The sequence below is a fragment of the Mycobacterium pseudoshottsii JCM 15466 genome (assembly GCF_003584745.1).
In the GTDB taxonomy this organism is placed as follows: domain Bacteria; phylum Actinomycetota; class Actinomycetes; order Mycobacteriales; family Mycobacteriaceae; genus Mycobacterium; species Mycobacterium marinum.
Window position 1 is genome coordinate 4,313,248 of sequence record NZ_AP018410.1, and the last position, 22,378, is coordinate 4,335,625.

The following is a 22,378-nucleotide window of genomic DNA, read 5'->3' on the forward strand; positions in this document are numbered from 1 at the left end:
CGCTTGTCGATACTACTGCGCGGCACACCAACTCATCGGCCGAGGATGTAGCCATTTTGTCGCGATCCCAGGCCCTGGGTTCAATCCCCTAGCGCATGCGTGCCGTGCAGAAGGCGGGCAGCCCAGCCGGCGCCAGAACACCACCAGGTTATCGTCACGATGTACTGCCTGAGGCATTTCTTCTCGCGGTCCGGGGGGCCGATGTGAAACCCGTCCGGGTGCGGGGCAATGTGCAACCCGAAGCCGCTGTGCTGACGTAGGTACCCCGCGCTCATCGCGTTGGGGTAGCCGGGCCGACAGACAATCTCACCGACCATGCCGGTAGGCAGTCCGGTGCCGTCGTCGTCGACGATCCGGACGTCGAAGTTCGGATTCGGCCGTGCCGCACACCGGTCGCGCACCGCCGGGACCGTGAAGCGATCGACTCCGAGATCAGACGGACCGAAGGGCCCGCTCAGCTGCCGATCAGGCTTTCGACGCGGCCGAATCGGGCAGGCCGTCGGCGGTGTATCCGAAATCGGCGGGCGAGGTTTGCGCCCCCGGGTAGAAGCGGTGCGCCCAGCGACGAAGGGCGGCATAGTCGCGCGCCTCTTCGGGAGCCAGGTTCGGCTTCTCCAGGTATTTCATGTTCTCCCAGGTGAAGAAGTCTTGTTTGATGACTTCCTGCTGCAGCGCCAGGAACCTTGCGGCGCGACCGGTCGGTACGTCGCCGGCGTCGCCGGGTTCGCGGATGGAAGCCTGGGTGTAGAAGTAGTCGGTGTAGTCCTCGTCGACCGGTGTCTGTCCGGTGACTTGAACGGTGGCCACCAATTCGCTTGGAAAGCGCACAATGCCGAGGCCCAGTGAATAGTTGTCGTAGACGATCTTCGCATCAACCGGGCCATTCGGGGTCAGCCATGTCTTGGTCCGTCCGCCGCCGAAGTTCGCATTGACTGTCGCGTGCAGGTGATAGCCGGAGACCTCGAACGAGGCCGTGTTGGCGGGACTGGCCGCCTTGTGCACGTATTGAACGTGGTAGGGGTCCGCGGCGTTCTCGATGATCATCTGCGGATGCACCTTGACCCGGTTGAGCATCCGGGTATGTGGGTGCAACGGGTAGTACTCATTTGTTTCCAGCTCGGGCAGCACTGGCGGCTGCCAGTAGGGCGGCCGGCCGTGGCGCTCCTGCCAGACCAGGATAAAGCCGTACCACTGGATGCTCGGGTAGCTGCGGATTCGTACGTTCTTCTTGCAGCCGATCTTGCTGTAGGGAATCAGCGCGTTGGTGCCGTCACCGCGCCACTGCCACCCGTGCCATGGGCAGACGATGTGTTCACCCTCGACGGTGCCGCCGACGCCCAGGTTCGCGCCTAGGTGCTGACAGTAGGCGTCCAGCGCATGCACCCGTCCCGACGCGGTGCGGAACAACACCAGCTCTTCACCAAAATAGTGCACTCGCTTGACTTCGCCGGCACCCAGCTCGGATGAGAACGCCACGATGAACCACCCCGTCGGGAACCGGTACGGCGACAGCGCGATGCCGGAGGGACCGAATTCTTGTTCGGAGAGTTCTTCGGCCGAGTTTGAGGCCGAGTTCGAGGTGGAAGGCGCCACAAGGCCTCCGTTTCCCAGGCGGCCAAGCGGCAACCGAGCCGCGCTCATGCTTCGTGGTCCGACGACCATGCCTATTTTTACTATTTTAGGCACCACACGTCAACGCGGGAGCGGACCGGGCAAGGCCGCTGTCCGAACAGGGTAGGCCCCGGCGCCGCGCGGCGCGGCGGAGTCATTCACTCTCGCGCGTCCGGCTCTCGGTTCTCTACCACTGTGCAGCAATCCGTTTCGGAATCGGCTCAGCGCCACCTTGCCGGCCTACAGCCCCCGATGGCGCCCCCTTCTTTGGCAACCGCCCAAGAGGCACCGCAGTTGCAGACGTTGGTACCGTCAGCGCTTTTCGACTCCCGCTGAGCGGCAGCGACATGTGTCTGATGTGGCCGAGTTTGAAGGTACGGGCGGCAAAGTCTGCACCTGCCCTACGGGGGCGCGAGGGCGATGAGATCAATCCATGCCGGGTTTCGCGTATCGAGTGCCGCCAAGCCCCCCCAGGGTGCGGAGTCATCCAACTCTGCGCTTCACCCAGCTCGGAGCACCTTCAATGACTGCGATGCGGCCGCTCCGGGCGCACGGTAGTTCGGACGTCAGTCGATGAGCCGCAGTGCGGCTTTCGGGCATTGGTCGACGGCAGCGTGCACATCGATCTGACGATCCGCAGGCACCGGGCCATCGGCGATCTGCACCACGTCAGCATCTCCGAGCGCAAAGATGTCCGGGGCGAGCGATTCACAGAATCCATTCGCCTCACACAAGGTCTCGTCAACGATCACTCGCATCGGCTACTCCTTTGCCATCAGACGCCCTTGGGGCGGGTCCCGATTACCTCACCGGCCCTGAGTCGCTCCAGTTCGTGCTCGTTCAGCCCGCACCGATCCCGCAGGATCTCCTTGGTGTGCTGGCCCAATGTTGGCGGCGGGCGCCGTAACCATTCGCTCTGGCCGGCCAGCCGGGCGAACGGCGGCGTGGGATAGAGCATCGGGCCGGTGCGTGGGTGGAGCAGCCCCTCGAAGAACCCGCGGCCGCGCAGTTGCGGGTTTTCGGTCACCGACGAAGGCGACACGACGGGCGCGGCTGGAATACCGGCTGCGGCCAATAATTCCACTGTCGAGTCCCGCGGCTGGATGGCAAACCATTCCCGCAACATGCCGTCGACTTCGTCGGCACGATCTCGCCGCCCGGCCGCGGTAGATAAGCCCGCATCGCACCACGGCGGATCATCCATCAGGTCAACCAGTGCCCGCCATTGCCGGTCGTCGCACACGCTGACCGCGATCCAATGATCGTCGTCACCGGCACAGCGATAAATGTTCTGCAACGCCCCGCCTAGGCCACGATTACCCCTTCGGCCCAGGGTAGTCCCGAACATCTCGAACTCGATGGGCTGAACTGCGGTGGTGTTCAGTACCGCTTCGACCATCGGCAGTTCGACCTGTTGACCCAACCCGGTTCGGTCGGCAAAGCTCAGCGCGGCAAGCACTGCAAAAGCGGCATGGACACCGGCCAGCGGGTCGCAGGCTCCCCGCGGCGTTACCGGTGGCGCGTCGGACAATCCGGTCAACCAGGTCAGGCCCCCGATCTGTTCCATGGTGGGAGCGAACCCGACCCGTTCGCGCCACGGGCCGTCCAGTCCGAACGCCGGCATCCTGGCGACAACAAGTTTGGGATTGGCCTGCAGCAGCACGTCGGCGCTGAGACCAAAGTGGTCCATTACCCGCGGCGAGAAGTTCTCGATAACCAGATCGGCATCGGCGATCAACCTCAGGAACAGACCGCGACCTTCAACCGAGCCCAAATCCAGTGTTACCGAACGCTTGTTGGTGTTCATTGCATGGAACACCCAGCCGTATTCCCACCAGTCATCCACGTCGGTGCGCATGCCCCCCGAATAGCGAATGCCATCCGGACGCTGAATCGACTCGATCTTGACGACGTCGGCTCCGAACGCCGCCAGCAGGTGGGTGGCGGCGCGGCCGGCCCAGAAAGCGGTGAGATCGATGACGCGAACCCCCTCCAGCGGCAGGCCTTGGTCTACCGGCTTGGGCTTGGATTCGGCCGCGGACCAGCGGGGCTCGTCGTCGACGTCCGCACCGGGCGCAGCGGTGCGTCCAACCGGCGCCGGGGCGCAGCGCGACATCAACCACGGCGGGCGAGGCTGGTGAAAGCCCGCGGGATTTTCCACGAAGACCCCACGCGCGGTGATGTGGTCCATGTTGCGGATGGTGGCACCGTTGCCCAACGCCGCGATGGGTAGCCGGAAGAGCTGTCCCAGTTCGACGATCTCCTCGACGGTTCGTTCGGCCATCCAGGGACCGATCGATTCTCGGATCAGGTCCCGGTATTCCCATCGGCCGATCTGGAAGCGCAACTGCGGAATATCTTCCAGTTCGGGGCATTCCACCATCGCGTAGAAGTCGAGCCACTGCTGACCGGTGACCATGGTGATGCCGACGTAACCGTCTTTGACGGGCACGATGGAGGGGACCTCGAGGGTGCGTCGAACCGACGGAACCTGCAGCAGCTGCGAATGCAGCCATTCGCTGCTCTGCATCAGCGCCATCGCCTCGAGCATCGACAAGTCAAGGTGCTCCCCCGGACCGCCACGTTCGACACGGCGACTTATAGCCAGCGCACCGAATGCGGCGAACGCGCCGCCCATGTACTCGCCCAGGTCTCCGCCGATCGAGATGGGCGGTCCAGCCGGATCACCGCGAAAGCCAGGCGAGCCCGCCCACGCCTGCAGGGTGAACTCGCTAGCGGCACGCTCAGCGAACGGACCGGCCCAGCCGAAGTCGGAGATCGTGACGATGATGGCCTGCGGCGAGTCAGCAAGCAATTGCACCGGATCGATGCCCAGCCCCCCGGCCTGCGAGCGCCCGGCGGTGACGATCAGAACGTCTGCTGCGGCCAGCTCGGCGCGGTAGCGCTGCGAATCCGGCGCCAGGGTCAGGCTCTGCTTGCCGGCGTTGAGATAGCAGTACAACGGTGCGGCTGGCGCACCTTCTGGCACCGGAGCACAGCTCGCCGAGTAGGTCCTTAGCGGATCACCTTGTGGCGGTTCAATTTTGCGCACATGGGCGCCCGCATCAACCAACAGCTTGCCACAATAGCTACCGGCCATGCGGTCACTGATCTCGAGTACGTGCAACTTGTCCAGCGGGGTTGGTCGGCCCTCAGACCCATGACTCACGCTGCCGAGCATAGTTCTATCTATGCCATCACTGCTAAGATAGCTAAGCAAATCGAGTTCGCGGAGCCAGCGGCCGTGCGCTCCCCCTGTTGCCTAGCGCGAGGACCGGATGACCGCCTTGGGTATTGGCCCTGACCCCCGACGCAGACTGTCAGCACCGAGAATTGCCGAAATAGTAGCCGACGAGTTGCGCCGGCAGATCATCGACGGCGAGCTTGCCGACGGCGACCTGCTGCCACGCCAGGAAGTGCTGGTCGAACAGTTCAACGTCAGTCTGGTTTCCCTGCGAGAAGCGCTGCGGATCTTGGAAACCGAGGGATTGGTTTCGGTTCGGCGGGGCAATCGTGGCGGCGCGGTCGTGCACGCACCGGCCAAGACCAGCGCCGCTTACATGCTTGGGCTGCTCCTGCAGAGCGAGTCCGTGGCCGTGAGCGACCTCGGCGCGGCGTTGCAGGAACTCGAACCTGCCTGTGCCGCACTGGCGGCGCAGCGGCCCGACCGGGCCGACACGCTGGTGCCCGAACTCAAACGGGTCAACGAAGCCATGTCTGAGCACCTCGACGACGGCGCGATGTTCACCGAGATCGGCCGGCAGTTCCACGACCTCATCGTGCGCGGCTGCGGCAACCACACCATCATCGCGGTGGTCGGCAGCCTGGAGACGCTGTGGACCAGTCACGAACAGCAATGGGCGGACGAGAGCGCGGCCCGCGGCACCTACCCGTCACTGGCCAAACGCCGCGCGGTACTCAATACGCACATCAAGCTCACCGAGACGATCGCCGAAGGCGACGTGGACCGAGCCCGACGCATCGCCGGCCGGCACCTGGCCGACACCCAGACCTACGTCCTGTCGGGTCGCGCCGAACAACGCATCTACGCGCTTTCGCCCCAGGCATTGTCTCGCCCGCGTGATATGCGCCGTCCCTGAAATCCTGACGCCCTGCGAAGCCGCGTTGGCTACCGGTACCGAACCAACTCGTCCACGCTGCGGCAATCACGGCTTCAGGACTGGTGACCAAGCCCGCTCCTATCGCAACTGCGGTTGATGCGCCACGACGAACAGCGCCGACCGACCCCAAAAATGTCTGACCCTGCCTGGCCACCACCCAAACACCATCGGGATGGCCAGGCATTACCAAGAGATCTACAGGAAACTCCCAGGGGCAGGGAAGCCACCCACACTTCTGCCAAACTGCGCGCCGCCGGCACCGACCACCCGCGCCACAACGGCACGATCGAGTGGTTGCGAAGCACATCAAGATCTGCCCAGATAGGACAACATCGGCCTCTTTGATTCCCTTGCCGCGGAGTGCATCTCGGAATCCGTCGCGGTGTCGCGGACACTCGAGGCTGGATTTGCCCCGCGACCATGATCGGCTTGCCATGACCGAGCCGGTCGGAGCGGGGAGCACGCGCCCCAGCTGACAATGCCTCGCGCGCGAAGCCGAGAAAAGTTTTCGATGGGTTCACTTTTTGTCCTACATGTCGCATCATTGACGAAACCGACAATTAATAGAAACAATTAACAACCATAGAAACAGTGTTAGCAGTTCATAGTTCTTCCGTGAGTTGACCGGCTCCCCCCTCCCAGTCGCTCGGAGCGCAGCCATGACCGAACTAGTTGCCGCCGCCGCAGTACCCCCCGCCGTCAGGCTGCCCCCGGAGTTCCGAATGCCGAAGGCGCTGCAGGCCATTACCTACGTTGCACTACGCCGTTGGCTGCTGTTGCGATTGGCGCGCCGCTACGGAAAAGTCTTCTCGGTCAACTTGCCGCTCTATGGCCATATCGTGGTCGTCGGTGACTCCCTACTCGCTAAGCAAGTCCTAGCCACCAGCCCGGAGGAGCTGGGCAACATCGAGCCCAATCTCGGCCGGCTGTTCGGCCCGGGGTTGATTTTCTCCCTGGACGGTGAGGAGCATCGGCAGCGCCGGCGTCTACTGATGCCGCTGTTCCATGGCAACCTCATGAAGTCGTACGAGTCCATCATCGAAGACGAGACGCTTCGTGAAGTCGCCAATTGGCCCGAGGGCCAGTCGTTTCCCGCCATGCCCGCGATGGCTCAAATCACACTAGGTGGCATCTTGCGCGCCCTCTTCGGGCCCGAATGCGCCGAACTCGATGAACTACGGCGACTCGTTCCGCCATGGGTCACTCTCGGCTTGCGGATCGCATTGCTGCCCAGGCCTAGACGAGACTACGGCCGCTACAGTCCGTGGGCAAGGCTGGCGGAAATGCGCCACCAGTGCGAGATCGTCATCGAGAAACTGGTTGAAGCGGCTCGGACCGGGCCCAATCTAGCCGAACGAACCGACGTGCTCGCGCTGATGCTGCGCAGCTGCTACGACGATGGTTCGGCCATGTCGCACAACGATATTGTCGATGAACTGTTGACAATGATGGCCGCAGGGTATGAAACCACTGCAGCTACGCTCACCTGGGCGTTCGAGCGGTTGGGCCGGCACCCCGATGTGCTGGCGGCCCTGGTTGAGGAGGCCGACCGGGGCGGTCGCGCCCTCCGGCAGGCGACGATCCTGGAAGTCCAGCGGACCAGGCCGGCGGTCGATCGAGTAGTTCGACGCTTCTGCTCGCCCTATTACCGGCTCGGTCAATGGGTTCTGCCCCAAGGGTATTCGGTCCACCTTCATATCGAACAAGTTCAATCCGATCCCGAGGTCTTTCCCGACCCGGAGCGCTTCGATCCGCATCGCCACATGGGGGGCAAGCCATCGTCGCTCGGATGGATCCCATTCGGTGGCGGGACTCGCCGCTGCATCGGGGCTGCCTTAGCCAATCTGGAGATCGACGTGGTGCTACGCACGGTATTGCAACACTTCACCATCGAACCCAATGCGGCACCTGACGAGCGCTGGCACAACCGCGGGATTGCATTTACGCCGAAGGACGGTGGGCAGATTGTCGTACACCGACGCCACTAGACCGCAGGCGACATCCGCTTGCTCTCAACAAGTTCCGAACCCTGCGGATCACCCCTAGACAGCTGCGGCCAAGAGAGGCGATTACTGCGATGGTTCAGTTATCCAACGCCGTGCGGCGCGCCAGATCAACAACATCGGCCCTCCTCGGAAGCCCGGCAGACTCGCAGAAACCCTGGTATGCCCTCTGGGCATTGATGGTCGGCTGGTTCATGATCGGCTTCGACATCACCGTCGTCATGGTCGCCAACCCGAGCATCAAGGTTAGCCTCGACGCCGATTACAGCAAAGTGATCTGGGTAACCAGCGCATACTTGCTGGCGAGCACGGTGCCGCTACTAACGACCGGCCGGCTCGGTGATCGGTTCGGCCCCAGGGCTCCGGCGTTGTTGATTAGCAGGCTTGTGAGCTGGGGAATTGTGGATTGAGGAGGTCTAGGCGGCGGTTGGCGGTCAAAGCGGTGATCCGGCAGGCTTCGGCGATGTTGTCGGCGCCGTTGAGGCGGTGCAGATTGATCGCTGTGTTGCGTAGCGTTGCTAGGACCTGTGCGCCGTTTCCGGTATGTGCCCTTTGACGGTCTTCGTCGAAGGTGACGTCGCGTATCCAGTGCAGGCTGTTCTCGATTCCCCAGTGTTGACGCATCCAGGTCATGATCGCGGTAGGGCGGGCGTGCTCGAACGGCAGGCTGCAAATGGCATAGACCACCTCCACGCTGCGCTGGTCGGTGGCGGTGATCAAGCGTTCACGAGTGATCCGAATGATTTGTTTTGCGTAGGGGAAGCCGATTCCTCGTGCAGCGGTGATGATTTGCAGGGTGCGGGTCTCGACACGGCCGTGGCCGCGGGAGTCGTCGGTAGCGGCTGCGGGCACCTCGGCCCAGGGCAGCGCGGTGATACGCGCAAATATTTTGGCTTGGTTGGACTTGACGATCATCAGGTAGTGCGACTTCAAGGTGGCGCAGATCAACTTCGCGGTGACGACCTGGGTATGCATCGCATCCACGGTGACCAGCCACCGCAAGCTACCCGGCAGCAGCGTGAGCAGGGCACGTACGCAGGGAATTTCATTGCTTTTCTCGGCGACAGCGAGTCGACCGAGCACCAATCGGGCACGGTGGGCGAACACCGACACGAGATGCGTGGCTGTCGCTTTGGCGCGTAAAGCACCACGCAGCATCTTGCCGTCCAACGCGATCGGCACCAATCCACTGGGGTCGCTGCTAGCCACGTGTGCAGTGAAGTAACTGCCCATCCTGGCGTTGAGGTCGGCGGGGTCTAGCCGAGACAAAACAGCGCGGAAGGTCTTCTCACTGGGCCGCCGGAACCGGACCCCTAATTGGGCCAACACATCATCGGGAGCGGTGGCCGCCCATGTGGCAAAACCAGCATAGCCGCGCATCCCCGCGGCAGTGGCCAGAACCGCGATCGCCAACAAAGCCACCAGCGAATACCTCCGACCGCGTGGGCCCCTCAGGTCTGGCACCGAGGCCAACACATCGAGAAACTCCGATCCGATGAACTCGCTGCGCTCACCAGGACTCCAGCAGTCGAACACCTCTGGAACCGACGACACACGCAATACTGAAACGGTAGGCACGGGCAACTCCAGACCAACGACGAACAGTAACCAACTCGATCGTTCTCCAGATAGCCCGCGCCTACACTCCGGCCCCAATAGCGCGGCACCAAAGATCATCAACCCAGCTCACAAGCCTGCTAATCAACAACGCCGGAGCCCTGGGTATGGATTGGGACCGCATCGATCAGCTCAAGCGATCCGGTGCCATTTCATAACCGGCTACCATCGCAGCCTGTTCACGTTCGGTGCGGGTAACTCGGTTTGCCGAGCCCCAGGACGTGCTGGGCGATCATGTTGCGGAACACCTCGAGCGTGCCGCCGTAAATGCCGACCAGTGGGGCGCAACGGTAGACGTATTCGGCGCCGCCGTCATCGACCGCACCATCGGTCCCGAACGGTAGTGCGGCGGCGCTGCCGAGAATGTCCATCAGATCCGGTGAAATGTCGCGCATCGTCTGGGCAATCGCGACCCGGCCAAAAATGCTCGGGGCGGACAATGCGGCCTCCATCCGGGCGACACTGCGCCCCAACCGATACGCCACCGAAGTGTCGTCGATGGGGCGGCGTCCATCGGGGTCTGGCCGCATCACGCAGCTTGCGGCCCGGTCGACCGCTTCGGCCATGGACCCGGCCTGGTGCATCATGATCGAGGTGTCCTGCAGCCCATCGGGAGCCGCCGCAACCGCGCCGTGCTCGACGTTGAGCGGCTCACGCAGAACCGTCCATCCGCCATTCACCGCACCGAGCCGATATTTGTCGTCTATCCGGACGTCGCTGTAGTAGACGATATTGGTTCGGTCACCGTCGACGGTCCGGATACCCTGAATCTCGATGCCGGCAGAGTCCAGCGGAACCAGAAACATCGTGAGAATCTTATGTTTTCGCGCCTGCGGGTCAGTATTGGTGATCAGGAATACGTACTGGCAGTTGTGCGCTCCAGTGGTGAACATTTTCGATCCGTTGATCAGCCAGCTGTCTCCGTCGCGCAGCGCCCGGGTCTTGCAGGTCGCGACGTCCGAGCCGCCCTCGGGCTCGGTGTACCCCAGACACATGCGGACGTGGCCGCTGAAGACACCGGGGAGCACCTCTTCGACAAGCTCGGGCGAACCGAACTTCGCGACCGAGCGCGCCACCATGGCGGTGGTCCCCCAAGTCACCCACGGCACGTGGGCACGCCGCTTTTCCAGCTCCCAGATGCGCCGCCGCACCCGGCTGAAGCCGCCGTCGGCCTCTGGTTTCCACTCCGCTGCCAAGTAGCCTGCGGCGCCCAACGCCAGATGCAGACCTTCATGGAAGTTGTCGCCGGTCTCACGATCGTGCCGGCGAACCTCCTCGGTGACATGGGTGGCCAGGAAGCTACGCGCCGTTTCCCGAAACTCGCGGTCCGCGTCTGAAATCTGCACTCGGGAGAAATCCATCGCCCACTCCTGTCCTAGACTCCCGCGGTCTGTTCCGAACTCTCGCGGCCGGCCACGATCTCGGCGATTCGGCGGGCGGTGACGCCCGGATCACCACCGGCCAGTGCCCATCCCCTGGCCCGTACCAGATATGCGGTCGCAGCGGCCTCCGCCGAAACACCCAGGCCGCCTTGGATGTGCACCGCCATGGTGGCCGCCTTCGCGGCCTCTTCGGCCATGAAGACGAACGCCGAGAGCCCCAACTCCGGCCGCGCTTCGGGTTCGTTGTCCAAGAACCAGGCCGCGCGCCGAGCCAGGTTGCGGCCCCCTGCACCGTGATGGCCATATTCGCCAGAGGATGTGAGATGGCCTGCAATGTCGATATCGGCACTCCCAGCGTGTAGCGGGTCTTGGCGAACTCTGCCGCAATCTCCATCGTCGCCTCGACCAATCCCACCAGGGCGGCGGCGCTCAATAGTCGCCATTCATCCAGCACACGTTGGTAATTGGCGAGGGCATCGGGCCCCTGCGCGAGTACCCTGCGCAGATCGGCTGTTCCGGGATCTATCCATGCCATGGGCAATCGGCCGATGTTGTCGACCCGCGCCGGCCGACTGCTGAAGGAGAGCAGCACAATCGCGTCGCCGTCGCGAACGACGATGTGGTCGGCTATCGAGCCCGTCGGGATCAGCCGGGTGCCGTACCCGCTGTCGATGCGGGCGTCGAGTCCGGCAACCCGTTTGCCTTCGGTCACGGCCGCGGTCTCGGCATCCGGCGTCCCAAAGCGGGCTAGCAGTCGGGCCGCGCAGACATGGTCAATCCATGGCACCGGGGCCAGTGCACGACCGATCTCCTCGGCGACCAAGGCGGGGTCGACCAGGGTCGCACCGTCACCGCCCGCGGACTCGGGGACCGCCATCGTGGTAGCGCCCATCGCGCACAGCCGCTCCCATAGGTTCTTGTCGAACCCGGAAGGCTCTGCGGCACGCACGGTTTCAATCGGACAATGGGTCGCAAGAAACTGCCGGTAGGCCGATTGCAGCGCCAAGTGGTCCTCGGACAAGCTGTAGTCCAACCTGCGCAGTTCGAAACGGTTCATCGCCCACTCTCCTCCCCGAAGAAAAATTCTTGCGCGTTGTTGTAGAGGTAGTTGGCCAACACGTCGGCGGGCAGATCGAGCGCGCGCGCCTCGGGCACCACCCTGCGCATCCGCAGCACCGGCCAGTCGGAGGCGAAGATCACCTTGTTCTTGCCTCGCGTCCGCATGTAGTGCAGCAGGCTCTCCGGCAGCCGCTTGGGCGACCAAGCCGACGTCATCAGCCGCAAGTTGGAGTACTTGAGCAGCAGCCGGATTGCCACGTCCCACCAAGGATCGGCACCGTGGATCATGCACAGCCGAAGCTCAGGGAATCGCACGCACACCCGGTCAAGATGCATGGGATGCTGCACCTCGCCCGGGATGGGCGGCCCGGGGATCCCGGTGTTGATGCACAGCGCTAGCTCGAGTTCCGCGCACTTGGCGTAGAGCGGGTAGTGGACGGCGTCGCTGGGCGGGTATTGTCCTTCGCCCCAAAAGCTAGGCCCCACCGCGGCATAGGCGACTGGTAGTTCCCCAACGATCGCGGTGAGTTCCCGTAGCGGCCGCACCGGGCGCAGCAGATTGATGCCTCCCATAGCCAGGGCAAAGCGGTCGGGCTTGGCTTGAACAAACTTGCGTGCGGTGATCGAGGGACTGGCCAACGAGTCCATCAGGATCGCTCGTTGTACCCCTTGTTCGTCCATCACGTCGAGGAGCTGGGCCAGATCAACCGGCGAGAACATCGAGTCGGGGCCCTTGAAGTAGTCGTCGCGGACCTTCAGCATCCAGTTCGGCTGCGCCTCGGCTTCACCGAAGTGCACGTTCACCAGGCAGTCGATCGCCCTGTCAGTCATGCGGATCCCCCCACCGGAAGCTGCTGGGCCGCGGCTTGTTTGGCCCAGCGATAGTTCGGCTTGCCATTGCCAAGACGCTGAATGTGCGACACGAAGATGAAGGCCTTGGGCGCTTTGAAGTGGGCCAGCTTCGCAGTGCACAGGGCATAGAGCGCCCGCTCGTCGCCGGCCAGATCCACCCCGGGGCGCGCCGCGACGAGCTCGACCACTTCCTGCCCCCACCGCTGGCTGGCGCGCCCAACGACCAACGCATCCGCGATGTCGGGATGCCCACGCAGGACTTCCTCGACCTCTTCGACGAAGACCTTCTCACCACCGGTATTGACCACCAACGAATCCCGCCCCAAAAGTCGGATGGTGCCATCGTTCTCGATGGCGGCCCGGCCCCCGGGAATCACGACGCGATGACCCTCGATCTCGGGGAACGTCCGTCGGGTGGCCTCTGGATCGTTGAAGTACCCGAGCGGGATCCGGCCCATCCGGGCCGCCCAACCAATCTCAGCCGTACCGGGCTGCAGGAATCTGCTGCGATCAGCCGACGCGACCGCTCCGCCGAACCTCATCGCGAACGTCTCACTCGCCATGCCATTGCGGCTGTGGCCGAACGCCATATTGCCGGTTTCCGATGATCCATAGCCTTCGATGATCGTGACGTGCGGCAGCCGCTCCATCAGTGCGCGTTTGTACTTGGGGTTTGTTGCCGCGCCACCGGTTCCGATCGCCTGCAGGGCAGATAAGTCATAGGGGTGAGCGCTCAGCTCCGCGACCAGTGGGCCGGCGTAGGCATCGCCCACCATCGTGACCATGCCAACCTTTTCGCGTTCGGCGGTTGCCCACACCGACCGGACATCGAGCTTGGCGCGGTCGTCATACAGCACCACCGGAAACCCGCTGAGGAAACCCGAAAACGCGGTCCACAGGCCCGCCGCGTGCATCAGCGGCGAAACCGCGAACCAAGGTGAGCCACCGAGACGCACCTTCTGATGGATCTCGTCGACGTTGGCGTGATCGGCACCGACCATCGAGGCGACGTACATGTCGCCCTGTCGCCATAGGACTCCCTTGGGCCGACCCGTCGTGCCGCCGGTACACATCATGATCAGATCGTCGGGTGATCCAGTCGGCCGGTAGTTGGGTGCACCGGCGGTCACCACCTCATCCAGTGAGAGCGCACCGGGAAGTTCTGCGGCGCCGCTCCCGTCGTCGATGGACACCAGGAGGTCGGCCCCCGCTGCCGGCAGCAGATCAGCGAACCGCGCTCCCAGCGCGCGATGGTAGATGATGCCCCGTGGCCGGACATAGTCCAGCAACTCCGCGATCTCGCGCGGCGAGTAGTGGTGGTTGACGTTGACCGGGACCACGCGTGCCTTCAAGCAACCAATCACCATGTCGGGGTAGAGGTCGTTGTGCATGATCAGCGCAACCCGATCCTGACCGCATTCCCACCGCTGCAGTGTCTCTCGTGCGCGGTGCGCCCCGAACCCCTGTTTGTTGAGGTAGCTTGCCAACCGGCTGGTTCGTTGCGCCGCCTCGGCGAAGCTGGTGCGGCGGGGGCCGCACACGGTCATCGGGCGATCCGGAACGACCTCGGCGATAGCGTCCAGCACGGCGCCGATCGTCCATTCGGTCACGGCCACAACTCCGGAAAACCTAGGCGACCGACGCCACCGTGACACCGAGGAAGTCCAAGGCGTTGTCACGCATGATCTTTTGCACCTCTGCCCGGCTGAATCCGGTTAGCTCTTCGGTGAACGCCAGCGGCGACTCCAGCCCTTCACCGTGTGGCCAGTCCGAGCCGAACAGGATGCGGTCGACCCCGATCCTGTCGGCCAGCACCGTGAGATCTTCCTCGTAGTAGGGCGATATCCAGACATGCTCGCGCAACGCATCGACGGGGTCGTTGGGGAACGAGCGCGGGTGCTGATTGGCTAGTTTCTTCAGACGCTTGGCCAGCCTGTGCACCCATTCGGAGCCGTTCTCGATGCTGGCCACCCGCAGCGTGGGATGACGATCGAAGACCCCGTGGACGATCAACGACGCCATGGTGTCGTGGATGGCGCGGTCGTCGACGAGGATCTTGTCCAGCGGGTCGGGCGGAGCCGCGAAGGGCTCGAAGGTTTCCTTGCCTCCCCACATTCCGGCAATCTCAAGATAGCCACTGTCGCCCAAGTGAAACGCCACCGGAACGTTGGCCTCGGCCAACCGAGCCCAGACCCGGTCGTGCGACCTGTGACCGAGCGACCGGTTCCTGGGGACACCCGGTACCGGTGCCGGACGCACGTGCACCATCCGGGCGCCTCGCTCGAGCACGAATTCGACTTCCTGGAGCGCCTTCTCGGGGTCGGCCAGCGAGATCATGGGTGCCGCGATGATGCGATGGTCCGGCCGGTCGAAACCCCAATCCTCGTCCAGCCACAGATTGAACGCATGCAGCGATGCCGCGGTGGCCTCGATGTCCGCCTTGAGCGCCTCCTCGACTCCGCAGCCGAAGGTCGGGAACATGAAGATCGTCTCGATGCCCTGGCTTTCGACGACGACGACGCGTGCATCCCGGTTCCGGTATTCGGGACGAAGTTCCAGCTTCTCGACCTTCATCAGCGATGCCGGGTCTACGCCGTCGGGTATCTCGCCGCGGAACAGCAGGTCCAGGCAGCCCGGAACGATGATCGGGTCAAATGTCGGGTTGGGGATGAAGCGGTTGACCCGGTCGCCGATTATCACCTGAGTGTGCCGGCCGTCGGTAACCATTTGCACACCGCGTCTGCGGAACTTCTTGTCTAGATGCCGGGTGAACGCGTCCAGGGGCTCGTAGTAGTGGTTGTCGACGTCGATCGCCTTGTAACCCCTTGTAACCCAAGCTGTCCATGATCGTCCTTCCCGCAACGCCGAATCGCTCAGCGTTCCGATGAGGTCAGCGACGGAAACTGCGGTGGCCGCTTCTCCAGGAAGCTGACAATTCCCTCGATGACATCCGGCCTCGGCATCGCTTCACGCAGCAGCACTTCGGCGTGTGAGGTGGCTTCCACGACATCGCGGGTGGCGTCGCCGTAGACCTGGCGCTTGATCACCGCCATCGAAGATGGCGAACAGTAACGGGCGATGTCTTCGGCGTACTCGAGGGCGCGTGGCATCAACTGTTCGGGGGTGACGACTTCCTTGACCAACCCGAGCTGGGCGGCCTCCTCGGCCAGAAAGGTCCGACCGCTCAACAACAGATCGAGCGCGACCGCCCAGCTGGTCAGACGCGGCAAAATCCAGGAGATACCGAACTCTGCGATCAGGCCGCGCCGCGCGAACACCGCCGCGAACTTTGCCCCGGCCGCGGCGAATCGGACATCACACATCAGCGCCTGGGTCAGGCCGATGCCCACACATGGTCCGTTGATCGCGGCGATCACCGGCTTGCGCAGCATGGTCACGAAATGGGGTGGGCGTTCACCAACCAGATCGGCCAGGTTCGCGTCCTTCGCCTTCGCCATAGTCTTGTCGTACCCCGCCGCCGCATCCGCCGACCCAAGATAGGCGCCCGCGCAAAAGCCACGGCCCCGCCCGGTCAGCACGATGACCCTGATACCCGGATCCGCCTCAGCGCGATCGATCGCCGTGTAGAACCCGGCGGCAAGGTCGGGCCCCCAGGCGTTGAGGCGATCGGCCCGATTGAACGTGATGATCGCGACGCCGCCCGGCGTCGCTTCGTAGAGCACTGCGCCTTGCGCATCAGCAGCGCTCATCCGCATCTCCTCACCGCTGCCGGCCGACCGCGACCCCTATATGCATACTGTATACCTATCGGTACCGCATTCTACAACCGCCGCCGCAGGTCACCGGCCTGCAGCGGAACAGCGAATTGTGCCGCACCGGAGGACAACTTATGGCCACCATGCCGATGAACCCGATCCCCCGGCGCCCACGGTCTCGGCGGGCCCGGCCAGACCATCGACTTTGCCCCCTGGACACCTCAGTACAGCGAACCCACACGTGCGCCAGGGGTGTGACCGACTGACGCGCCGACCCAATCCATCGACGTTTGGGGCCACCGCCAGACCCCCACCCCACGTCTTGCCGAACTCATCGGGGTCAAAATCCGCCCCGCCTAGCCCACGGCAACATCACCAAAATCCCGAGTTCACGGCTACTTTTCCGGATCCCTTACGCCACGTCGACCATTGCCATGGTCAATTCTGTTGCACGTAAATAGATTCCATCCGAGGACTCGCCCCGCACAAAAGCTCAGCGCTAGCGCGCGGACCCCGGCACACGCCACGGTGGCGGCTAATACGGATTGGTCGCGGGCCGGGCCGCGGACCGTTCCAGCACGCCCGGATCGTCCCACGCCCCTTCCGGCCGCAACAACAGATAGGGGTCGCCCGCCAGCGTGATGGCGTCGGACCTCGGCCGTTTCTCGCACATCATTTCCAAATATTCATGATCGGAGAAAACAAGTTTGGCCCCTTTCCGCATGGGCTTGAACCCGAACTTCTCCCAAAAGTGCACAAGCCGCACCTGAGCATGGCCGTAGATTGCGGTGAAGCCCTTGCGGGTCGCCACATCAAACGACAACTCAATCATCGTGTTCACGACGTCAGAATTGCGGTACTGCGGGAGCACGCAAACACGTTCAAACTTTGCGAACTCCGCGAACCAGCGTACGCGCATCGTCCCGGCCGGTCGGCCTTCGACAAAACCCAGAATATGAGTGGCACAGAAATCGTTGCCATCAAATTCTTCCTCGTAAGGACATTCTTGCTCCGACATGAACACGGCGGAACGAATCGCAAAAGCTTCTGCCAGGCGATCATGGGTGACAACCACGGAGGCGGACAAGTTCACGGCAATACAGCTCGCACCGAGTTGGACACTCCCACCGCACGCTCGGGACGCTCTACCCGGTAGAGCTGGCCTGCGGATACGCCACCCTGCCCCTGGGCCAGAAAGCCGTAGCCCTGAGCCGCGTTCACGCCGTCCGTCGTTGCGGCGGTCGTGAACATCGGCGCACTCAGGGTTTCCGCACCCGCGGCATTGACGAAAAGCCACGTCACGATGCGCGAAATCCCGCGCACCGTCAGCAACATGACCCAGACGTAAAGTGCTGCGGGCTGGGTTCCCGACCCAACGATCAGGCCTAGATCGGGATCACGTCCATCAAATGCGCCAGATTCCAGGCGCTCAAGGCCGGTCTGATTCAAGTGAAGGAAGGCGTATGAGCCGATCAGTTCTGCATCGGCGCGCGTGTCATCACTCGAGCGATAGACGGCCCAAATGCTGTCAGCGTTCTTATTGAAAACACTTTCGAGCACTTCAAAACTCGCGACGTCGCCCACCTCACGCTTGATCAACGCATATAGCTCGGGGAGCTCTTCTCGCGTCGCACGGCGAACCCAAATCGTGCCGATATCGGGGACCGAGCAGCACGGTTCTTCTACGCCCTGCTCCGGTGCATGGTCCAGCAACTTGCCCAGGTTCTTCTCCATCTCGGGGTGCCCTCTCGCAGATCCTGACAGCCTGGCCTGTGTACCAATGCATCTGGACGCAACCCCGATCCGCGGATCAGGAAACGTGCGTCGCCCATTGGCGGGTATAAGGGCAGAGTAGCCGAACTACGGCGAGTCGCCCACCGAAGAATTTGCCGCGGTCGCGGTTGTCAACCTGTTCCGGTCGCCGACGACCACGCGGTCCAGGGCCAACGACCAGATGCTGTCACGCGCTGAGGCATTCGTCACGGATGCGCTGCCGCGACGGCCTCACATCGCCGTTGCGCCGGCGCCCGCCACCGGCGATAAGACTCAACCAATATCGATGAGCTTCCCGCTGCATCGTTGCGGCACAAGAAATTCGGCCCTATCATCCCCGCGCAACACCGCGGGAAGGCGTCTCATTGGAGGCGACGCGGCCCTGCTGGGCGATAGTACATTCACCGGTGACCACGCGCTCGTTGCGTACAATGAGACTGCTGGCGCGCCCTACCAGCGACCGGATCGGGCCGTACTCGAGCCCACCGTCCCGGTGCCGCGGGGTCGGTAGCTGAGCGGGCAACCTTGCACTCGGGTCAGACTGGGTTGTCGACAGCCAAACCCACAATCCCCCGACTAGATCGGCACCGCCTTCGCCGCAGCGGTCGTTTGGTTACCTCCGGCACAGCGCACTGCGCCACCGCGCCCGCACTCGATCGTGTTCACCCGCGCGCCGCTGGATACCAAAGTGCCTACGATAGGCATTACAGTAATAAAGGTAAGGCCGCCCGAATCAGTGCGGAGACGCTCCCACCTGGCATTACCGCATAGCTGTCGCCCTCAGCGATCGGCCCGCCCCCGGTAAGGTTGACGGTCAGGCTTGGCGACGACACGTCATCGTATACACAGGTCGGAGTGCAACTGCCGGTAGGTTCGTCCGGTGGTCGGCTTGGGATCGCACACGCAGGAGATTGATGGAGGTGCCGGTAGTGGCAAAGCGGGCAGCCGCCGACAAACGTCAACGACGCGAACGCGGTTCGATCAATCCCGATGACATCATCAGCGGCGCGTTCGAGCTTGCCGAGCAGGTATCGATCGACAACCTGAGCATGCCAATGCTGGGCAAACATCTTGGGGTCGGCGTTACCAGCATCTACTGGTACTTCCGCAAGAAGGACGACCTGCTCAATGCGATGACCGACCGCGCCTTGAGCAAGTACGTGTTCGCCACTCCCTACGTGGAGGCCAGCGACTGGCGCGAGACGTTACGCAACCACGCCCGTCTGATGCGTAAGACCTTCATGGGCAACCCAATACTGTGCGATCTGATTCTGATCAGGTCAGCCCTGAGTCCCAAGACCGCCCGACTGGGCGCGCAAGAGATGGAGCGGGCAATCGCGAATCTGGTGGAGGCGGGGCTATCCCCCGAGGACGCCTTCGACACCTATGCCGCGGTCTCGATACACGTGCGCGGATCAGTGGTGCTGCACCGGCTTTACGAGAAGACCCAGTCGGCCGACAGCGGCCCGCGGGCAATCGAAGACGCCATGAACATCGACCCGCTGACCACACCGCTGCTTGCGCAAGTCAGCGGAAAGGGACACCGGATCGCGACCCCCGATGAGGCCAACTTCGAATACGGCCTTGATTGCATTCTCGACCACGCCGGCAGGTTGATCGACGAACGGGCCAAAGCCGCCAAGTCGGCCCCGTCGCGGCCGCGCAAGGCGGCCAAGCCACCAGCGCCGCGAACCCGGGCAAAGGCTACGACGCGTTAGACCTTTCGGATATCAGGACTCGGGCTCGGGCACGTGAAAGTGCTCGTCACGCAGCCGGAATGCCTCCTTCGTTCCGTGCTCGGCCCGCGTTTTGACGAAATTGAACTCCCCCGGCGCGAACTGCAAGTTGGTGCCGAAGGCGTGGAAGAGATAGCTGGCGACTTCCTCACCCGCGTATGCCTGCGTCTGCTCAACCAGCCGAAAGGCCTCTTTGGCGATGACGATGCCGTCGGCGGGCATCTTTGCCGCCTTCTCTGCCCAATACCGGGCTCGGGCCGCCACGGCGCCGCAATCGCAGGTGTCGGTGAAGATTCCAAGATGTTCGACGTCACCCGCTTCAATAATGTCACCGGTGAGCAGTACCCGGCGGGCCAACACCGGCCCCAGCCGGTGAAAGAACATGTGCAGACTGCCCAGCGCAGGCCCCAGGAATCGCGTTGCCGGCATACCGATTCGGGCGTTGCGCGCGATCACTGAGATGTCGGTCATCAGGGCCATCTCGAAACCTCCCCCCAGCGCATGGCCCGCGATCTCACCCACCGTGACCTTCGGAAAGCCCATGAGGTTGTGGTAGAAGCTGAATGACCTGCGGTCCACGGTAAGTCGGCGACGTTGGCTAGGGCGCCGCTGGGTTGGCGGATCCGCGGCCGGGGCGTCAGCCTCGCCGTACCACCCGTAGGCGTTGTTCATGTCAGCGCCGGCGCTAAAGACCCCGCCGGTGCCACGCAAGATGACGACGATGAGATCGTCATCCGCGGCAACGCGGTCCAGGTAGCCGACAATGGCATCACGCATCGCCGCGTCATATGCATTGCGCCTCGTGGGGTTGTTCAGCGTGATGGTCGCGATTCTCGTACCCGGTTCCGCCTCGAACTGCATACGGTCATCCGGGCCGTCTGCGGCGGTCATGAGCCAGACACCTTTCGCCGTCGCCCGAATTGATACGTCGCCAACTCTTCCGGTCGCGATGCCAATGTCTGGACTTCGCCGGTGCAGAGCAGTTGTTCATCGACCATCAGCCACGCCTTCGAGGAGATGCCTTGGTCCGTCACCGATCTCGTGATGTCGAACCGCAGGTGGGTCAGTATTGGTGTAGGTCTGCGGAAGGTCAGTGCCAGGGAGCGGGTCTTGCCGGAAAGCCCACTGACGCAGTTGTGATGCTGGATGACGCAGTCGAAGAAGACACCAAGAAATCCGCCGTGCACCAGACCCGGCGGGCCCTCGTAGACCAACGGGAAATTGACCCCGCCGGCCGCGCGCTCGGGATCGAGTTGATCGAACTTGTATTCGGGAAAACACGGGTTGTAGGCGCCGATGTCAGTCGCGTGATTGAGGTAGACGCGGTTGCCGTCCGCATCCGGACCGATGCGCGCGGCATTGTCCGGGGCGGCCGCGGCCAGCTCACGTTCCCACTCGCAGCACTGCGCGAGCATGGCATCAACCGTGGGATGTGGGTGTTCCATCGCCAGCAACAGCGAGGTGAGGCGACGGATGACACCCGCGGCGGCGACGGTCTGGGCCAGCGGCGACTCGCCGAACCTGGCATCACCGGCAGCCGCCCGAGGTTCGCCTTGGGCCATGCGTCCCTCTTTCACCGGGATGTTCCGTCAGCAATGTTTCCTTGCTGACTTATACAGTGTAGCAATCGTATTGCCTACTGTATGGATAACGATATGGCGGAGAAAGGCCGGATTCGACGGTGAGTCTCGAGGCCGACTCGGCCGGGCCCGAGGGGTCGGTGACATCGCGCCGCGATGGCACCCTGCTGCGAATCACGCTCGATCGACCTTCACGGCGTAATTCGTTGACTCAGAACATGATCGAGATGTTGCTCGATACGCTGGGCGGCGCCGCCACTGACGACTCGCTGCGTGCGATTCTGATCCGGGGTGCCGGTGCCGATTTCTGCGCCGGCGCCGATTGGGTCGCGGCCAGCACCGGCACCCAACGCCCTCGCACCGGCGACCTGCTAAGGCGAATTCCGCACGCCGCGCACCGCGTCATCGAACTCCTGCACACCATCCACCTCCCGGTCGTGTGCGGTGTCCAAGGGTGGGCCGCCGGGCTGGGCGCCAACCTGGCGCTCGCCGCCGACTTCACCGTGGCCACCAGTGATGCCACGTTCTGGGAACCTTTCGTAGTCCGCGGGTTCAGCCCGGACTCGGGATCTACCTGGCTGCTGCCGCGCCTGGTTGGCTTGGCCCGGGCCCGGGCCCGGCGGATGCTGCTGCTTGGCGAGCAGGTGACCGCGCCCGAGGCAGCCGACTGGGGCTTGATCCACCAAGTCGTCGATGCGACGGACCTCGACAGCGCGGTCGACGAGCTGCTCACCCGACTGGCTCGCGGGCCGACTGTTGCGATCGGGCTTGCCAAGCAGGCCCTGAACCACGGCCAGCACGCAACCCTGACCGAGTCGATGACACATGAACTGTTCAACCTCGAACTAACTTGTCGGACCTCCGATTTCAAAGAAGGCTTGACCGCATTCCGGCAACATCGCACGCCGAAATTCGAGGGACGATGACC

General features: G+C 63.4%; 18 protein-coding genes and 2 pseudogenes. 5 read left to right on the top strand and 15 right to left on the bottom strand.

The genetic code is table 11. From position 1 onward, the window contains the following. Nucleotides 1-80 precede the first annotated feature (80 nt). The 4 genes from MPSD_RS19565 to MPSD_RS19580 all read right to left on the bottom strand — a co-directional run bounded on the left by MPSD_RS19565 (nt 81) and on the right by MPSD_RS19580 (nt 4,792). Entirely contained in the window at nt 81-401 is a 321-nt protein-coding gene (locus tag MPSD_RS19565) for a hypothetical protein (protein WP_086085547.1), read from the bottom strand. Nucleotides 402-465: 64 nt separating this feature from the next. Further along, entirely contained in the window at nt 466-1,641 is a 1,176-nt protein-coding gene (locus MPSD_RS19570; protein ID WP_223161470.1) for an aromatic ring-hydroxylating oxygenase subunit alpha, read from the bottom strand. 536 nt (nt 1,642-2,177) lie between these two features. Continuing rightward, a complete protein-coding gene (locus MPSD_RS19575; RefSeq protein WP_011741528.1) occupies nt 2,178-2,369 on the bottom strand; it encodes a ferredoxin in 192 nt (63 codons plus the stop codon). A gap of 17 nt (nt 2,370-2,386) precedes the next feature. Then, the gene (locus MPSD_RS19580; protein WP_086085546.1) at nt 2,387-4,792 is read right to left on the bottom strand and encodes a CaiB/BaiF CoA-transferase family protein; all 2,406 of its coding nucleotides are present in this window, start codon (nt 4,790-4,792) and stop codon (nt 2,387-2,389) included. A gap of 97 nt (nt 4,793-4,889) precedes the next feature. Here MPSD_RS19580 and MPSD_RS19585 point away from each other — a divergent pair, with 97 nt between their 5' ends. The 3 genes and pseudogenes from MPSD_RS19585 to MPSD_RS28475 form a co-directional block, all read left to right on the top strand. Further along, nucleotides 4,890-5,711, top strand: coding sequence for a FadR/GntR family transcriptional regulator (locus tag MPSD_RS19585; protein WP_020726071.1), 822 nt, complete (start codon nt 4,890-4,892; stop codon nt 5,709-5,711). A 680-nt stretch (nt 5,712-6,391) separates the two neighbouring features. After that, complete coding sequence (locus tag MPSD_RS19590; RefSeq protein ID WP_086085545.1) at nt 6,392-7,720, top strand: cytochrome P450; 1,329 nt, start codon at nt 6,392-6,394, stop codon at nt 7,718-7,720. Nucleotides 7,721-7,809: 89 nt separating this feature from the next. Beyond that, nucleotides 7,810-8,094 (top strand): annotated as a pseudogene (locus MPSD_RS28475) (MFS transporter); the annotation flags it as partial. Nucleotides 8,095-8,110: 16 nt separating this feature from the next. Here the strand turns inward: MPSD_RS28475 and MPSD_RS19600 are convergent. From MPSD_RS19600 to MPSD_RS19645, 9 genes and pseudogenes are all read right to left on the bottom strand, one after another. Continuing rightward, nucleotides 8,111-9,313: an ISAs1-like element IS2404/ISMul1 family transposase gene (locus MPSD_RS19600; protein WP_420811949.1), complete on the bottom strand. Its 1,203-nt coding sequence runs from the start codon at nt 9,311-9,313 to the stop codon at nt 8,111-8,113. A gap of 218 nt (nt 9,314-9,531) precedes the next feature. After that, nucleotides 9,532-10,713, bottom strand: a complete 1,182-nt coding sequence (locus tag MPSD_RS19610) for an acyl-CoA dehydrogenase family protein (protein WP_036426420.1) — start codon at nt 10,711-10,713, stop codon at nt 9,532-9,534. 14 nt (nt 10,714-10,727) lie between these two features. Then, nucleotides 10,728-11,791: pseudogene (locus MPSD_RS19615) on the bottom strand (acyl-CoA dehydrogenase family protein). Continuing rightward, nucleotides 11,788-12,624, bottom strand: a complete 837-nt coding sequence (locus MPSD_RS19620; protein WP_086085495.1) for an amidohydrolase family protein — start codon at nt 12,622-12,624, stop codon at nt 11,788-11,790. The pseudogene MPSD_RS19615 and the gene MPSD_RS19620 overlap by 4 nt, the downstream one beginning before the upstream one ends. Further along, nucleotides 12,621-14,255: an acyl-CoA synthetase gene (locus MPSD_RS19625; RefSeq protein WP_020786597.1), complete on the bottom strand. Its 1,635-nt coding sequence runs from the start codon at nt 14,253-14,255 to the stop codon at nt 12,621-12,623. Before MPSD_RS19625 ends, MPSD_RS19620 begins: the two co-directional genes overlap by 4 nt. Nucleotides 14,256-14,274: 19 nt before the next feature. After that, nucleotides 14,275-15,507, bottom strand: coding sequence for an amidohydrolase family protein (locus MPSD_RS19630; RefSeq protein ID WP_020786596.1), 1,233 nt, complete (start codon nt 15,505-15,507; stop codon nt 14,275-14,277). Between the two features lie 11 nt (nt 15,508-15,518). Then, complete coding sequence (locus MPSD_RS19635) at nt 15,519-16,355, bottom strand: enoyl-CoA hydratase (RefSeq protein WP_020786595.1); 837 nt, start codon at nt 16,353-16,355, stop codon at nt 15,519-15,521. A 541-nt stretch (nt 16,356-16,896) separates the two neighbouring features. Next, a complete protein-coding gene (locus MPSD_RS19640; protein ID WP_232022604.1) occupies nt 16,897-17,454 on the bottom strand; it encodes a GNAT family N-acetyltransferase in 558 nt (185 codons plus the stop codon). Next, nucleotides 17,451-18,095 carry a hypothetical protein gene (locus tag MPSD_RS19645; RefSeq protein WP_020786593.1) on the bottom strand — a complete coding sequence of 215 codons (645 nt, stop codon included), beginning with the start codon at nt 18,093-18,095 and terminating at the stop codon, nt 17,451-17,453. The genes MPSD_RS19640 and MPSD_RS19645 overlap by 4 nt, the downstream gene beginning before the upstream one ends. A gap of 953 nt (nt 18,096-19,048) precedes the next feature. On the opposite strand from MPSD_RS19645, the gene MPSD_RS19655 reads away from it, so the two are divergent. Then, a complete protein-coding gene (locus MPSD_RS19655) occupies nt 19,049-19,852 on the top strand; it encodes a TetR/AcrR family transcriptional regulator (protein WP_036426419.1) in 804 nt (267 codons plus the stop codon). A gap of 12 nt (nt 19,853-19,864) precedes the next feature. Here MPSD_RS19655 and MPSD_RS19660 read toward each other — a convergent pair whose 3' ends face one another. Both MPSD_RS19660 and MPSD_RS19665 read right to left on the bottom strand, forming a co-directional pair. Further along, nucleotides 19,865-20,761: an enoyl-CoA hydratase/isomerase family protein gene (locus MPSD_RS19660; protein ID WP_086085494.1), complete on the bottom strand. Its 897-nt coding sequence runs from the start codon at nt 20,759-20,761 to the stop codon at nt 19,865-19,867. Beyond that, complete coding sequence (locus MPSD_RS19665) at nt 20,758-21,432, bottom strand: hypothetical protein (RefSeq protein ID WP_020786589.1); 675 nt, start codon at nt 21,430-21,432, stop codon at nt 20,758-20,760. Before MPSD_RS19665 ends, MPSD_RS19660 begins: the two co-directional genes overlap by 4 nt. Nucleotides 21,433-21,551: 119 nt before the next feature. Between MPSD_RS19665 and MPSD_RS19670 the strand changes: the two genes are divergently transcribed. Next, nucleotides 21,552-22,376 (top strand): enoyl-CoA hydratase-related protein, encoded by an 825-nt coding sequence (locus MPSD_RS19670; RefSeq protein WP_086085493.1) that lies wholly within the window; start codon nt 21,552-21,554, stop codon nt 22,374-22,376. Nucleotides 22,377-22,378: the final 2 nt, after the last annotated feature.

Excerpts from the sequence above, each read along its gene's own strand:
- MPSD_RS19570 (WP_223161470.1), bottom strand. The coding sequence starts at position 1,641 with ATGAGCGCGGCTCGGTTGCCGCTTGGCCGCCTGGGAAACGGAGGCCTT.
- MPSD_RS19575 (WP_011741528.1), bottom strand. The coding sequence starts at position 2,369 with ATGCGAGTGATCGTTGACGAGACCTTGTGTGAGGCGAATGGATTCTGT.
- MPSD_RS19580 (WP_086085546.1), bottom strand. The coding sequence starts at position 4,792 with ATGCTCGGCAGCGTGAGTCATGGGTCTGAGGGCCGACCAACCCCGCTG.
- MPSD_RS19585 (WP_020726071.1), top strand. The coding sequence starts at position 4,890 with ATGACCGCCTTGGGTATTGGCCCTGACCCCCGACGCAGACTGTCAGCA.
- MPSD_RS19590 (WP_086085545.1), top strand. The coding sequence starts at position 6,392 with ATGACCGAACTAGTTGCCGCCGCCGCAGTACCCCCCGCCGTCAGGCTG.
- MPSD_RS19610 (WP_036426420.1), bottom strand. The coding sequence starts at position 10,713 with ATGGATTTCTCCCGAGTGCAGATTTCAGACGCGGACCGCGAGTTTCGG.
- MPSD_RS19620 (WP_086085495.1), bottom strand. The coding sequence starts at position 12,624 with ATGACTGACAGGGCGATCGACTGCCTGGTGAACGTGCACTTCGGTGAA.
- MPSD_RS19635 (WP_020786595.1), bottom strand. The coding sequence starts at position 16,355 with ATGAGCGCTGCTGATGCGCAAGGCGCAGTGCTCTACGAAGCGACGCCG.
- MPSD_RS19645 (WP_020786593.1), bottom strand. The coding sequence starts at position 18,095 with ATGGAGAAGAACCTGGGCAAGTTGCTGGACCATGCACCGGAGCAGGGC.
- MPSD_RS19655 (WP_036426419.1), top strand. The coding sequence starts at position 19,049 with ATGGAGGTGCCGGTAGTGGCAAAGCGGGCAGCCGCCGACAAACGTCAA.
- MPSD_RS19660 (WP_086085494.1), bottom strand. The coding sequence starts at position 20,761 with ATGACCGCCGCAGACGGCCCGGATGACCGTATGCAGTTCGAGGCGGAA.
- MPSD_RS19665 (WP_020786589.1), bottom strand. The coding sequence starts at position 21,432 with ATGGCCCAAGGCGAACCTCGGGCGGCTGCCGGTGATGCCAGGTTCGGC.